Here is a 12318-nt window from a genome sequence, read left to right as displayed (position 1 = left end):
ATGCGGGCCGAGCAGGTGCGCCAGGACCAGCTCTCCAGCGACCTCGCCAACGCCGCGACACCCGGCTACAAGCGGGATCGCACCGTGCAGGCCTCCTTCTCACCTCTTCGTGAGGGGAGTCGAAGTCCCCGGGATCTACGGCCGGCGGCGGTGGACGGCGTCCGCCGGTAGGCACGCCGCGGTGGGGCGGCGGGACGGGCCGGATCTGCGGCGGTCGGGGGGTGGGGGCGATGGGGACGGCGGCCGGGTGCGGGTGGTCGAGCCGATGCGGATCGGTGTCGTGGGAGGGCACGGACCCGCATCACGACGACGACGGGCCGGACCGACGGGGACCGGTGTCGTGGGGCGACACGAAGCCGCCTCGGCCCGGCACGTCGAGGTCGAGCGCGGCCCGCCGGCCCTGCGTGGCCTGCGTCGCGTGGGGGCCGGACCTGCGCGTCGGCCTCTCAGGGGATCCCCAGGCGCGCTTCAGCCGGTGCGGAGGGGGCGGGCGCACGCTGTGGCCATGAACCGCGAGCCCCAGGACGACCCCACGGCCCCCGACGCCGGGAGGCCCGTCGCCCCCGGGGCGACGCCGCGGAGCGTGCGCGACCGGGGGATGCGGACCGCGCGGCGGGTCACCGCCGGGCTCGTCGCCGGCGCGGCCGCGCTCGTGCTGGGTCTCAGCGTGCTCAGTGCCGGCGAGACGACGACCTCGCCGTCGACCGCCGCCGCGGTCACCACGACGACCGACGCAGCCTCGACATCGACCGGCTCGACCGCGACCGACACCACGTCGAGCAGCGCGCCGTCGACGTCGAGCTCGTCCTCCGCCGTCACCTCGGGCGCGTCATGAGCGCCCTGACCCGCTGGCGGGCGCTCGGCACCACCGTGGAGCTGCTCGCCGAGGACCGTTCGCGCCTGCTGGTCGCCCGCGTCGCCGTCGAGCGCGAGCTCGTCGCGATCGACCGCGCGTGCAGCCGCTTCCGGGCCGACTCCGAGTTGCGCCGCCTGAACGCCGCGGCCGGGACCGGTCCGCAGTGCGTCGGCCCGCTGCTGCTCGAGGCCGTCGTCGTCGCGCTCGACGCGGCGGCGCGCACCGGCGGCGCAGTCGACCCGACCGTCGGCCACGCGATGACGGCGATCGGCTACGACCGCGACCTCGCGCTCGTGCCGGCCGTCGGCCCGGCGGTCCATCCCCGTCCCGCGCCCGGGACGGCGGGGATCTTCGTCGCCCGCGGCCGGACCGCCGCTCGCGACCAGGGCACGATCGACCTGCCCGCCGGCGTCGCGCTCGACCTCGGCGCGACCGCGAAGGCGTTCGCGGCCGACCGGGCGGCCGCAGCCGCTCTGCGCGCGGTCCACGCCGGCGGCGTCCTCGTCAGCCTCGGCGGCGACGTCGCGGTCGCCGGACCCGCGCCGCGCGGCGGCTGGGCGGTCGGGATCGCCGACGACCACCGGGACCGCCGGCCGCAGCACGTCGTCGCCGTCGACCATGGTGGCCTCGCGACCTCCGGCCTCGGCGTCCGGCGCTGGCGGCGCGGGGGCCGGGACGTCCACCACGTCGTCGACCCGCGCACCGGCGAGCCCGTCGCTCCGGTGTGGCGCACCGTCAGCGTCGCGGCACCGAGCTGCGTGGCCGCCAACACCTGGAGCACCGCCGCGCTGGTGCTCGGCGAGGCCGCGCCCCGCGCGCTGCGCGCCGCCGGCGTCGCGGCCCGCCTCGTGGCGGACGACGGCTCCGTGACCACCGTCGGCGGCTGGCCCGCCGACGAGAGCCGGGCGGAGGCGGCCTGATGACCCTCTGGTACCTGTCGCGCGCCACCGGCGCCGTGACGCTCGTCCTGCTCACCCTGACGGTCGCGCTCGGGATCGCGAACGAGCGCCGCTGGGCACCGCGCCGCACCCCGCGCTTCGTCGTCGACCACCTGCACCGGTCGGCGTCGCTGCTCGTGATGGTCGTCCTCGCGATCCACATCGCGACGAACGTCGTCGACGGGTACGTCCAGATCCGCCTCGTCGACGCGATCGTGCCGTTCGTCGGCGAGTACCACCCGCTGTGGCTCGGCCTCGGCACGCTCGCCTTCGACCTGCTGCTGGCCGTGATCGTCACGAGCGTCCTGCGCGCCCGCATCGGCCACCGCGCCTGGCGCGCCGTCCACTGGGCCGCGTACGCGTGCTGGCCGGTGGCGGTCACCCACGGCCTGGGCATCGGCACCGACGTCGGGACGACGGGCTGGATGCTCTGGCTCACGGTCGCCTGCGGGGCCGTCGTCGCGGCCGCCGTCTGGGCCCGCCTGGCCCTGCCGCCCCGGCCGGTCGCCGCGCCGCTGGCGCCGACCGTGCCGTTCGCGGCCGGGGCGCCGCCGGCGATCACGGCGTCGCGGGCGCGGGGGCGCACCTCCGCGACGGCGCGCACGGTCCTCGGCGGGGAGTCCGCCGTCTTCGATCCCCGACCCACCACCCCCGACCGCGAGGTCCTCCGATGACGATTCTCCTGCTGTCCGCCGCCGTCCCGCACGCGACGACCGACCTCGCCCGCCACCGGGCCGTCCACGGCGCGCTGCCGGCGATCGGCCGGCGCGACGCCGACGCGCTGATCGCGGCGGTCGACGCCGCGGGGCTGCGCGGTCGCGGCGGCGCGGGGTTCCCGACCGCGCGCAAGCTCGCGGCCGTCGCCGGGGCACGGAAGCCGGTCGTCGTCGTCAACGGCACCGAGGGCGAGCCGGCGTCGTCGAAGGACCGGCTCCTGCTGGGGCGGCAGCCGCACCTCGTCCTCGACGGCGCGGTCACCGCCGCGCGGGCGGTGGGCGCCGCCGAGATCGTCCTCGTCGCCCCCGCCGTCACCCACGCGGCGCTGGCCCGCGCCGTCGACGACCGCACGGCCCGCGACGAGCCCGACGTCCGCCTCGTCGCCGCCGCCGAGGGCTACGTCGCCGGCGAGGAGACCGCCGTCCTCGCGCACGTCGAGGGTCGTCCCGCCGTCCCCCGCCTCGCGCCGCCGCGGCCCGCCGAGCGCGGGCTGTTCGGCCGACCGACGCTCGTGCAGAACGTCGAGACGCTCGCGCACCTCGGCCTGATCGCCCGCTACGGACCCGAGTGGTTCCGCGGCGCCGGGACCCCGGAGCGCCCGGGGACGACGCTCGTGTCGGTCTCCGGCGCCGTCGCGCGGCGCGGCGTCCACGAGGTCCCCGTCGGGCTGCCCGTCGACGAGGTCCTGCGCCTCGCCGGCGGCCCGTCGGAGCCGACGCGGGCGCTGCTCGTCGGCGGCTACTTCGGGGCCTGGGTCGACGGCGCGGCCCGCCCGGCGCTGACCGACCGCGACCTGCGGCCCCACGGGGCGTCCGTCGGCGCGGGCGTCGTGATCGCCCTGGGCGCGACCGCCTGCCCCGTCCGGACCGTCGCGCGGCTGGCGTCGTGGATGTCGGGCCAGTCCGCCGGGCAGTGCGGCTCGTGCGTCAACGGCCTGGCGGCGATCGCCGGGGTCCTCGTCCGCCTGGCCGACGGGGACGGCACGCCCGACGACCTCGGCCTGCTGACGCGCTGGATCGCGATGGTCGACAGCCGCGGCGCCTGCGCCCACCCGACCGGCACCGTGCGGATGATCGCGAGCGCCGCCGCGCTGTTCGCCGACGAGCTCGAGGACCACGCGCACCACGGCCGCTGCGCGACGTGCGCGGCGGCGCCGATCGACGCCCGCGAGCGGGTGGCGGCATGAGCCTGCGCGAGCGGCTCGAGCAGGGCGGGCGCGACCGCGAGGACGCCGGCCGGGACCGGGCCGCCGACGAGACCGCGCGGGACCCGGTCGCCGGGGAAGACGGCCGCCGCGCCTCACCGCAGCTGACGCTGGACCCGATCGCGTGCGTCGGCCACGGGCTGTGCGCCGAGCTCTTCCCCGAGGGGATCGTCCTGGACGACTGGGGCTATCCGATCCTGCTGGACGGGGCGCAGGATCCGGCCCTGCGGGCCCACGCCCGCCGGGCCGCCAAGGCCTGCCCGGCGCTGGCGCTGCGACTCCGCGCCGGACGCTGAGCGGCGCCTCCTCGCACCCTCCGCCGCCGGGCCGCACGCCCGGCGGTTTGGTCGTTCCCGAGCGCCATCCCGCGTGGCGGATCCCGCACCGCGAACGGTCTGCGCGAGTGCCCAGACCCCCCACAGGGTGCTCCCAGGCGGCGACGGGATCGTGGTCCCCATGAACCGCACCAGCAAGACGATCACCTCGCTCCTCGTGACCGGCGCCGCCGCCCTGGGCGTCATCGGCTGCGGGAGCTCGTCGGACGACGCGACGACCCAGGCCGCCGCCGTCCAGCAGCAGACGGGCGCCACCCAGCAGGGCACCGGGACGACCGCGAAGGGGGCCACCGGCCACGGCGGTCGGGGCGCGCTGGACAGCACGAAGCTCGCCGCCGCCGCCAAGACGCTCGGCACGACGACCGCGAAGCTCCAGGCGGCGCTCGAGTCGGCCCGCCCGTCGGCGCGCTCGGCGTCGTCCTCCAGCGGCGGCCAGCCGAGCGCCGGCGCGGCCGGGGGCTCCGGCACCGACCCGATGACCGCGATGTACGCAACGGTCGCCAAGACGCTGGGGACGACGGCCGCGAAGGTCGAGGCGGCGCTCGCCGACGTGCTGCCGAGCGGCGGCCCGGGTGGTCAGGGCGGCCCCGGCCAGGGCGGCGCGCCGCCGTCGGGCGGCCAGGGCGGGACCCCGCCGTCCGGCACGCAGGGCGGCACCCCGCCCGCCCAGAGCGGCTCCTCGTCGAGCACCACGTCGGGCTCGAGCGCCGCCTCGTAGGCCGCGTCGGCGGGCGATCGCGCCCGTGGCCCGCGCGCCCGTGGCCCGCGGCGCCGCGCCGGATCCGTCGTCGCCGCGACCACGCCGCGCGACCGCACCCACCGGACGGCCCTCGCGCCGCACGCGCCCTGCTGCCCGGGGGGACGGCGCGGGCGCGTGCGACGCGAGGGCCGTTCCGGGCGGGCCGGGGAACGGCGTCTCCGTCCCGGCGGCCCGTGCCGGGCGACCCCGTCGCCGCCCGCCCCGCCGGGGAGGGCAGCGCGGAGAGCGTCGGCGCCGGACGGACCGGCCGCGCTCCGGGGACCCGGGAGGCCGTACACCGGTGAACGGTGATCTCGGGGTGTCCGCCCGATCGCCGTCCGCCCGGACGTTCTGGGACGATTCGCGCCGATGTCCGAGGTCGTGCCGACTCCCCCACCGCGGCCCCCGACGACCGCCGAGACCCGCGCGGCGAGCAACCGGTCACGGATCCTGGCGGGCCTGGCCACCGCCCTGGCGGAGAAGGGCTACGCCGCGACGACGATCGCCGACATCGCCGCCGCCGCCCGCGTCTCACGGACCACGGTCTACGAGCAGTTCGCCGAGAAGGACCTGGCCCTGATCGGGCTCTACAGCGACCTCGCCGACCGGATCCTGGACCGGCTCGCCTCCGGGCTCCTCGCCCAGGACACCGCGGTGGACTGGCGCGTGCGCCTCGACGGGCTGATCCGGGTCTACCTCGAAGCGATGGCCGACGCGTCGGCCGGGGAGCGACTCTCGCTGCTGGAGATCGCGTCCGCGGGGCCCCGAGCCCGCCTGGTGCGCCGCGAGGTGCTCGACCGCTACTCGGTCGGAGTGTCGTGGCTCAGCCAGGTCTTCGCCGACGCCGACCCGACCGCACGGACCCTGGGTCCGACGCTGTCCCTGGCGATCGTCGGTGCGATCAACGAGCTCGTGCTGCGGGCGGCCGAGGACGGTCCCGACGCCGTGCGCGCGCTGCGCGGCGACACGTCCGAGATGATCGCCCGCCTGATCGCGCGGCCCGCCGGCGGCTGACCGGCCCGGTCCGCTCAGGTGCCGTCGCCGCGAGCGGCCGCGTCGAACGCCTCGAGCACCCGCTTCGGGGCCCGCACGCTCGAACCCGAACGCGTCGACCCAGTGCTGCAGCGTCGCCCGATCGCGAATGCGGAAGGTGGGGATGACGTGCGACAGGCCGGGAACCTGCGCCGCCGACCCGGGGTCACGCACGCGGAACGGGCAGAATCGACCCGATGGTCGGGGTCACGGAGCAGATCGAGGCGGTGCGCCGGCGGGTCGGTCGCCGCGCCGACGAGGGCCGGGAGCTCCGGCTCCTGACGCTCGAGCAGGACCTCCCGGCGTCCCCCGACGACCTCTGGGCCGCGATCACGACGGCGAAGCGGCTGCCGCGCTGGTTCCTCCCGGTGACCGGGGACCTCCGGGCCGGCGGGCGCTTCCAGCTCGAGGGCAACGCGGCCGGCACGATCGAGCGGTGCGATCCGGGCGCGTCGTTCCGGTCCACGTGGGAGTTCGGCGACGCGATCGGGTGGATCGAGGTGGCGGTCGCCGCCGGAGACGACCGGGGTGCCCGCTTGACGCTCACGCACCTCTCCGGCCTCGACGACGCCACCTGGACCGAGTACGGGCCCGGCGCGACGGGCGTCGGCTGGGACCTCTCGCTGCTCGGGCTCGCGCTGCACCTGGCGCCGGGCGGCGCCGACGACCCCGCCGAGGCGCGGGCCTGGGCGGGGGAGGAGGACGGCGGGCGCTTCATCGAGCTCAGCGGCGAGGCCTGGTACGCGGCCGACGTGGTGGGCGGCGCGGACTGGGCGGAGGCCCGCACGCGGGCGGACCGCACGATCGCGGCCTACACGGCGCCGGTCGACGACGAGGACTGACCGGGCGCGGACCCACGGCGCCGCGCGGCGCCGGACCGGCCCTCATGCCGGCCCGCCGGTCCCCGCCAGCAGCGCGGCCTCGAGGACCCCGACGTGCTCGAGCACGAGCGTCTCGGTCGCCAGGACCTCCGGCGTCTGCGTCCGCAGCTGCGCGAGCCCGAGGTAGTGGCTGTAGGCCATGACCGCCCGGTGCTCGGCGACGTCGGCGGGCAGGCCCAGCTGGACGAAGATCCGCCGCAGGTGGGCCAGGCGCGCGACCGCCGAGCGCTCGAGCGCCGCCGCGACGTCCGGGTCCTCGGCGGCCGCCATGAACTGCAGGATGATCGTCGGCGCCATCTCGACGCAGGCGTAGACCAGCAGCTCGTGCAGGCGACGGCGCGGGTCCTCCACCGCGTCGAAGCGGACGGACAGCTCGGTCACCTGCCGCCGCTCCCAGCGCTCCAGCGCGGCCCGCAGCAGCGCCCGCCGGTCGGCGAAGTGGTGGTAGAGCCCGCCCTTGCTGACCCCCAGGCGCCGCGCGACGGACTGCGCCGAGAGACCGCGGACGCCGGCCTCCTCGATGTCGTCCAGCGCGGCGGCGGCCCAGGCGTCCGGGGTCGTCAGGGCCGGGCGCCCTGCGGGGCTCATGCGTCCCGCCCGCCCGGCGTCGGCCGGACGCCGGCGCCCCCCGGGAGCCCGTTCACACCCCGATGCTCTCGGCGGTCCCCGGCTCCAGCCAGCGCGTGCGGTCCGCCAGTGGGGAGGCGCCGATGACGGTCTTCGCGGCCGCCCGGCCCTGGCGGAAGTGCTTCCAGCCCTCGAAGTGGATCGGCACGATCGTCGTCGGGTCCAGCGCGCCGCAGAGCTCGACGGCCTCCTGCGCGTTCATCGTGTACCGCAGCGGGCCCGACAGCCACGGGAACGTGACGCCGCCCATGTGGACGATCACGGTGCCGACGTCGAGCTTCTTCGGGACCTCGCGGACCCCGTCGTAGAGGACGGTGTCGCCGGTGATCCAGAGCACGCCGTGCTCCTGGCCCTCCCACTGCAGCGCGAAGCCGACGACCTCGCCGACGATCGGCCTGGAGCCGGGAGGCCCGTGCCGGCACGGGGTGGCGGTGATCTCGATGTCGACCTTGCCCTCCGACGCCAGCGTCGTCGTCTGCCACGGCTGCAGGCCGATGGCGTCCCCGTCCAGGCGCTTGGCCCCGGGGGCCGTCGTGACGATCTGCCCCATCCGCGGCAGCAGCTCGCGGCCGGTCGGGTCGAGGTTGTCGCCGTGGTGGTCGTGCGAGATCAGCACCGCGTCGATCGGGCCGAGGTCGTCGAACGCGACGGCGGGGCCCTGGAGCTTCTTCGACGCCGTGCCCCAGCCGAAGAAGTAGCGCTTGCCGGGCGGGTCGAACGTGGGGTCGGTGAGGATCCGCCAGCCCCCGACCTCGATCAGGACGGTCGGGCCGCCCACGTAGGTGATCTGGACGTCGGTCACGCGGAGCACTCCTCGGGATGGAATTCCATTCGGGGGCGTATGGTATCCGGAGGACGGTGTCCGCGGGAGAATCCTGCGCCGTTCACCCCGCTCTCACAGTTCTGCGGGAGGATCGCGGTCGTCCCGCCGGTCGCGCTGGCCGGCGGCCTCGGCGGCGCGCTGGTGATCGGGGCGGCGGCGGGGCTCTGGCCGGCGGTGCGGGCGGCGTGGCTGTCCCCGGTGGAGGCACTGCGCAGCGCCTAGGCGAGGTGTGCCCGTCACGCCGCCCCGCACTCCGGGGCCCGGGCCTGTCTGGCGCCGGGCCTTGTGCGGCGCCCGGCGCTACGGCGCCGGCGGCGCGCCGTCGAGCGGCGGCGCGGCGCAGCGGCTGCCGTCGGTGTCGGTGCCCCGTTCGACGCCTGCGGGGCGGGGTGGGCGGTTCTCGGGGGTGGCGAACAACGGGCCGCGGGCCTGGCGGTGGCAGACCCAGCGGGGCTTCTCCTCCTCGGCGCGGACCTCGGCCCGGGTCGGCGGGTCGGAGTCGCCGTCGGAGCTCTCGGCCTCCGCGGCCGACCAGCGGGCGCAGGCCCGCACGCCGACCGCGCAGGTGTCCTGGCCGCCGTCCCCCGTCACGCGCGAGAGCCGCCCGAGGTCGTCCCGCAGGAGCACCTCGGGCTCCGCCACGTGCGTGACCACGCCTTCGCGCGGAGCGTTCCAGTAGACGCCGATCAGCTCGAGCGGCGCCTCGCCGGTGACGAGCCGGCCGGCCGCGGCGGTCATCGCGCACGGGTACCGCACGCCGTCCCGCAGGGCCGTCCGGGCGTCGCCGTCGAACGCCGTCAGGCGGCCCCGGCACGCCGAGACGTCGGCGTCCCGCCAGGGCCGCGCCCCGTAGGCGACGGCCGTCGCGGGCGGGTCGACCTCGCGGAACCGCCAGCTGACCACGTGGTAGCGCCGGCCGGCCGGGACGCGCAGGACGAAGGCGCCCGAGCCCAGCAGCTCGCCCGGCAGGCCGAAGCCCCCGAGGTACGCGCCGCGGCCGACGTCGGCGCCGGGGGTGGCCGGCGGCCCGTCGTCCCCGGTGGCGAGCAGGGCCGGGATGCAGGAGAGCGCCAGCGCCGCGAGGAGGATCGCGGCGATGCGCAGGCGACGGGTCACCCCGCCGCTCGGAGGTCCCCGCGGGACGGGGACGTCGGCGGGCCGGCGGCGCGCCGGTCGGGCGCGGTCGGCCGCCGGACGGCCCCGGCCGCGACGGGGGTCGCGAGGAGCAGGCCGGTGACGGCGAGGGGGACGGTTCGGGACACATGCAGCACGACACGTCACGGTATCCCGTACGCGCCGGGGGATCCGGGCGCCGCCGCCGCGAGCGCGGGCGGATCCTCGCGCCGCACCGATGGGGCGGATCCGGGGTACGGTGTCCGCCCCGGCGCGTGCGTGCGCGCCACGTCCCCGGAGTCGCGCCATGCCGTCCCGCCCCCGCAGGTCCCGCGGTCCCGCCGTCGCCCTCGTCGTCCCGAGCGTCGCCGTCCTCGTGGTCTCGACGGTCGCCGCGCTCGCGGTCGCCGCCCCCGCGTCCGCGGACGTCGCAGCCCTCGCGGTCGACGAGCCGGACGACCTGCGGCAGCCGTCGACGGTCCGGGTCGCGGTGCGGACGTCGGCGGGGGCCGTCCGCCGTCTCGGCCCGTTCTCGCTGCCCGCCGCGCCCGGCGGCCTCCTGGCCTCGCCGGACGGTCGCCGCGCGCTGCTGCTCCCGCCGGACGAGGGCCGGGGCGGTCAGGACGCGTACGTCCTGGCGCTCGACGGCAGCGGCGGGCCGGTCCCGCTGAGGCTGCCGCAGGACGTCGTGATCGAACGGCCCTACTCGCAGGTCTCGTGGACGCCCGACGGCTCGACGGTGGTCGTCGGCGACGCCGAGCGCCGCGTGCGACGGCCCGGGGCCGACCCGGACGACGAGGAGGCGGGCGACGTCTCGTGGACCGCGCTCTCCTGCCCGGTCGACACGGTGACGTGCGCCGAGGTCGCCGGCCCCGGCGGCAGCGCGGTCGGCGTGCCCGGAGGGATCCTGGTGAGCTCGTCCGTCTACTCGCTGCTCCCGCTCGCGTACCTGTTCGCCGGGGCGGGCGACGTCGCGCCGCCGGAGTGGACGTCGCCGACGAGCGCGTGGGGGCGGCTGATCCGCGGGGTCGACGGCTACGTGCGCGTCTCCGCCACCCACCTCGAGGGCCCGGCCCCGCGCACGGTCGGGCGCGCCGAGGGCCCGGCGTCCCGCGGGCTCCCCTACACGTGGGGCATGGTCGGCGGTCCGTCCGGCGCGCTGCTCACCCGGTACACGTTCCGCACGCGCCTGCTGACCCGGGACGGGCGGATCCGCCTGCGTGAGTCCGGCTCGGGCCCGCGCCTGAGCATCGTGACCCCGGACGGGGTCGGGCGGACGACCCCGACGCCGAAGATCCGCGTCGCGGCGGGCGACCTCCGCGTGGCGTCCTCGGGCCGGCAGCGCCGGACCGAGACCCAGCGCGTGATCCCCGTGCTCGGGCGGCTCGACGGGGGCTGGCTCGGGGTGGCGGACGACGATCCCGAGCCCTACGAGGTGTCGGGTCGGACGCTCGTGACGATCGACCCGGCGGGGCGGGCCCGCCCGGTGCGGGTCGCCGGCGGCGCGGCGACCGCGGAGCGGATCGTCGCGGCGCTGCCGGGTGGCCGCGCCCCGCTGGCGGTCTCCGACCTCTCGATTGTCGGCTACGAACGGGCGACCCGGCGCGTCGTCGTCCGCCTGCAGTGGCGGGAGCGGACCCCGGGCACGAAGCGCACGCGCGCCCGCGAGGAGGCCGTCCGGGTCCGTCCCGACGGTCGCGGACGCCCGCAGGTCGTGACGGGCGGGGCCGACACCGCCTGGTGAGCTCCCCGGGTGTGAGCCCCGAGGTGGCCTCTTCACCCGTTCTTCGGCGGTCTCAGGGTCCGCTCAGGATCGCCCCAGCCCGCTCACGCGGGCCGGCCGCATCTTGGCTGCATGACCTCCTCGACCTTTCCCGCCGTCCGCCGCGACGGTCTCGTCACGGCCCCGGCGCCGGTCGTCGAGATCGTCGTCCCGGTCTACAACGAGGCCGCGGCGCTGCCGTCGTCGATCCGGCGGCTGCACGAGCACCTCTCCGCGTCGTTCCCGTTCGCCTGGCGCGTCGTCGTCGCCAACAACGCCTCGACCGACGCCACGGCGGCGGTCGCCCGGGCGCTCGCCGACGACCTGCCCGGCGTCGAGCTGCTCGACCTGCCGGAGAAGGGCCGCGGCCGCGCGCTGCGGGCCGCCTGGTCCTCGAGCGACGCCGACGTCCTCTGCTACATGGACGTCGACCTCTCGACCGACCTCAACGCGCTGCTGCCGCTGGTCGCGCCGCTGATCTCCGGCCACAGCGACCTGGCGATCGGCACGCGCCTGGCGAAGGCGTCCAACGTCGTCCGCGGCCCCAAGCGCGAGTTCATCTCCCGCACCTACAACCAGATCCTGCGCATGTCGCTTCAGGCCCGGTTCTCCGACGCGCAGTGCGGCTTCAAGGCGATCCGCCGGGACGCGGCGCAGAGGCTGCTGCCGCAGGTGCAGGACCAGGCGTGGTTCTTCGACACCGAGCTGCTCGTCCTCGCCCAGCGCGACGGCCTGCGGATCCACGAGGTCCCGGTCGACTGGACCGACGACCCCGACTCCTCCGTCGACATCGTGCGCACCGCGACCGACGACCTCAAGGGCGTCGCCCGGCTGCTCTCGACGGCGCCGATGGCCCGCTTCCTGGCGATCGGCGTCGTCTCGACGGTCGCCTACGCGCTGCTCTTCCTGCTGATGCGGGCCGGCGGCGTCGGCCCGGGGATCGCGAACGTCCTGGCGCTGGCCGTCACCGCGGTGGCCAACACCCAGGCCAACCGCCGCTGGTCGTTCCGCGTCACCGGCCGCGAGCACCTCGTCCGCCACCACCTGCAGGGTGCCGCGGTCTTCGTCCTGACCGTGCTCCTGACCAGCGGCGCGCTCGCCGCCCTGAGCGCGATCGACCCGAGCCCCGGCCACGCGGTCGAGCTGCTCGTCCTCGTCGCGGCCTCCGTCCTGGCGACCGTCTCGCGCTACGTCGCGCTGCGGTTCTGGGTCTTCGGCCGGCCGGCGCCGAAGGGCGCGGCGACGCCCCCCCACGCCGCCCCCGCCCCCCCCACCCCCATCACCGCACCCC

Annotated in this window: 14 protein-coding genes; 10 read left to right on the top strand and 4 right to left on the bottom strand. The window is 77.4% G+C overall.

Annotated elements, in window-relative coordinates:
• Positions 1-468: 468 nt before the first annotated feature.
• Positions 469-819, bottom strand: coding sequence for a hypothetical protein (locus AB0L40_RS22800; RefSeq protein ID WP_364360150.1), 351 nt, complete (start codon positions 817-819; stop codon positions 469-471).
• Positions 820-831: 12 nt separating this feature from the next.
• On the opposite strand from AB0L40_RS22800, the gene AB0L40_RS22795 reads away from it, so the two are divergent.
• The 7 genes from AB0L40_RS22795 to AB0L40_RS22765 all read left to right on the top strand — a co-directional run bounded on the left by AB0L40_RS22795 (position 832) and on the right by AB0L40_RS22765 (position 6663).
• Entirely contained in the window at positions 832-1776 is a 945-nt protein-coding gene (locus AB0L40_RS22795; RefSeq protein ID WP_364360147.1) for an FAD:protein FMN transferase, read from the top strand.
• Complete coding sequence (locus tag AB0L40_RS22790; protein WP_364360144.1) at positions 1776-2468, top strand: ferric reductase-like transmembrane domain-containing protein; 693 nt, start codon at positions 1776-1778, stop codon at positions 2466-2468. The genes AB0L40_RS22795 and AB0L40_RS22790 overlap by 1 nt, the downstream gene beginning before the upstream one ends.
• Positions 2465-3697, top strand: a complete 1233-nt coding sequence (locus AB0L40_RS22785) for an NADH-ubiquinone oxidoreductase-F iron-sulfur binding region domain-containing protein (protein ID WP_364360141.1) — start codon at positions 2465-2467, stop codon at positions 3695-3697. Before AB0L40_RS22790 ends, AB0L40_RS22785 begins: the two co-directional genes overlap by 4 nt.
• Complete coding sequence (locus tag AB0L40_RS22780; RefSeq protein ID WP_364360138.1) at positions 3694-4011, top strand: ferredoxin; 318 nt, start codon at positions 3694-3696, stop codon at positions 4009-4011. Before AB0L40_RS22785 ends, AB0L40_RS22780 begins: the two co-directional genes overlap by 4 nt.
• Positions 4012-4171: 160 nt before the next feature.
• Positions 4172-4768, top strand: coding sequence for a hypothetical protein (locus tag AB0L40_RS22775; protein ID WP_364360135.1), 597 nt, complete (start codon positions 4172-4174; stop codon positions 4766-4768).
• 390 nt (positions 4769-5158) lie between these two features.
• Positions 5159-5803 carry a TetR family transcriptional regulator gene (locus tag AB0L40_RS22770; RefSeq protein WP_364360132.1) on the top strand — a complete coding sequence of 215 codons (645 nt, stop codon included), beginning with the start codon at positions 5159-5161 and terminating at the stop codon, positions 5801-5803.
• 215 nt (positions 5804-6018) lie between these two features.
• On the top strand, positions 6019-6663 hold the full coding sequence (locus AB0L40_RS22765; RefSeq protein WP_364360129.1) for an SRPBCC domain-containing protein: 645 nt from the start codon (positions 6019-6021) through the stop codon (positions 6661-6663).
• Between the two features lie 42 nt (positions 6664-6705).
• Here AB0L40_RS22765 and AB0L40_RS22760 read toward each other — a convergent pair whose 3' ends face one another.
• The gene (locus tag AB0L40_RS22760; RefSeq protein ID WP_364360126.1) at positions 6706-7290 is read right to left on the bottom strand and encodes a TetR/AcrR family transcriptional regulator; all 585 of its coding nucleotides are present in this window, start codon (positions 7288-7290) and stop codon (positions 6706-6708) included.
• Positions 7291-7342: 52 nt separating this feature from the next.
• The gene (locus tag AB0L40_RS22755) at positions 7343-8131 is read right to left on the bottom strand and encodes an MBL fold metallo-hydrolase (protein ID WP_364360123.1); all 789 of its coding nucleotides are present in this window, start codon (positions 8129-8131) and stop codon (positions 7343-7345) included.
• A 39-nt stretch (positions 8132-8170) separates the two neighbouring features.
• Between AB0L40_RS22755 and AB0L40_RS22750 the strand changes: the two genes are divergently transcribed.
• Positions 8171-8374 (top strand): hypothetical protein, encoded by a 204-nt coding sequence (locus AB0L40_RS22750; RefSeq protein ID WP_364360120.1) that lies wholly within the window; start codon positions 8171-8173, stop codon positions 8372-8374.
• A gap of 78 nt (positions 8375-8452) precedes the next feature.
• Here the strand turns inward: AB0L40_RS22750 and AB0L40_RS22745 are convergent, their stop codons facing one another.
• Positions 8453-9268 carry a hypothetical protein gene (locus AB0L40_RS22745; RefSeq protein ID WP_364360117.1) on the bottom strand — a complete coding sequence of 272 codons (816 nt, stop codon included), beginning with the start codon at positions 9266-9268 and terminating at the stop codon, positions 8453-8455.
• A gap of 304 nt (positions 9269-9572) precedes the next feature.
• Here AB0L40_RS22745 and AB0L40_RS22740 point away from each other — a divergent pair, with 304 nt between their 5' ends.
• Positions 9573-11009 carry a hypothetical protein gene (locus AB0L40_RS22740; RefSeq protein ID WP_364360114.1) on the top strand — a complete coding sequence of 479 codons (1437 nt, stop codon included), beginning with the start codon at positions 9573-9575 and terminating at the stop codon, positions 11007-11009.
• Positions 11010-11120: 111 nt separating this feature from the next.
• A partial coding sequence (locus tag AB0L40_RS22735) for a bifunctional glycosyltransferase family 2/GtrA family protein (RefSeq protein ID WP_364360111.1) occupies positions 11121-12318 on the top strand: 1198 nt, incomplete at its 3' end.

Source organism: Patulibacter sp. NPDC049589, from assembly GCF_040675535.1.
In the GTDB taxonomy this organism is placed as follows: Bacteria; Actinomycetota; Thermoleophilia; order Solirubrobacterales; family Solirubrobacteraceae; genus Patulibacter.
This window is presented reverse-complemented; position numbering and strand designations above follow the sequence as displayed.

Bases quoted from the DNA above. Each gene is read 5' to 3' on its own strand.
- AB0L40_RS22795 (WP_364360147.1), top strand. From the start codon at position 832: ATGAGCGCCCTGACCCGCTGGCGGGCGCTCGGCACCACCGTGGAGCTG.
- AB0L40_RS22790 (WP_364360144.1), top strand. From the start codon at position 1,776: ATGACCCTCTGGTACCTGTCGCGCGCCACCGGCGCCGTGACGCTCGTC.
- AB0L40_RS22785 (WP_364360141.1), top strand. From the start codon at position 2,465: ATGACGATTCTCCTGCTGTCCGCCGCCGTCCCGCACGCGACGACCGAC.
- AB0L40_RS22780 (WP_364360138.1), top strand. From the start codon at position 3,694: ATGAGCCTGCGCGAGCGGCTCGAGCAGGGCGGGCGCGACCGCGAGGAC.
- AB0L40_RS22775 (WP_364360135.1), top strand. From the start codon at position 4,172: ATGAACCGCACCAGCAAGACGATCACCTCGCTCCTCGTGACCGGCGCC.
- AB0L40_RS22770 (WP_364360132.1), top strand. From the start codon at position 5,159: ATGTCCGAGGTCGTGCCGACTCCCCCACCGCGGCCCCCGACGACCGCC.
- AB0L40_RS22765 (WP_364360129.1), top strand. From the start codon at position 6,019: ATGGTCGGGGTCACGGAGCAGATCGAGGCGGTGCGCCGGCGGGTCGGT.
- AB0L40_RS22760 (WP_364360126.1), bottom strand. From the start codon at position 7,290: ATGAGCCCCGCAGGGCGCCCGGCCCTGACGACCCCGGACGCCTGGGCC.
- AB0L40_RS22750 (WP_364360120.1), top strand. From the start codon at position 8,171: ATGGTATCCGGAGGACGGTGTCCGCGGGAGAATCCTGCGCCGTTCACC.
- AB0L40_RS22740 (WP_364360114.1), top strand. From the start codon at position 9,573: ATGCCGTCCCGCCCCCGCAGGTCCCGCGGTCCCGCCGTCGCCCTCGTC.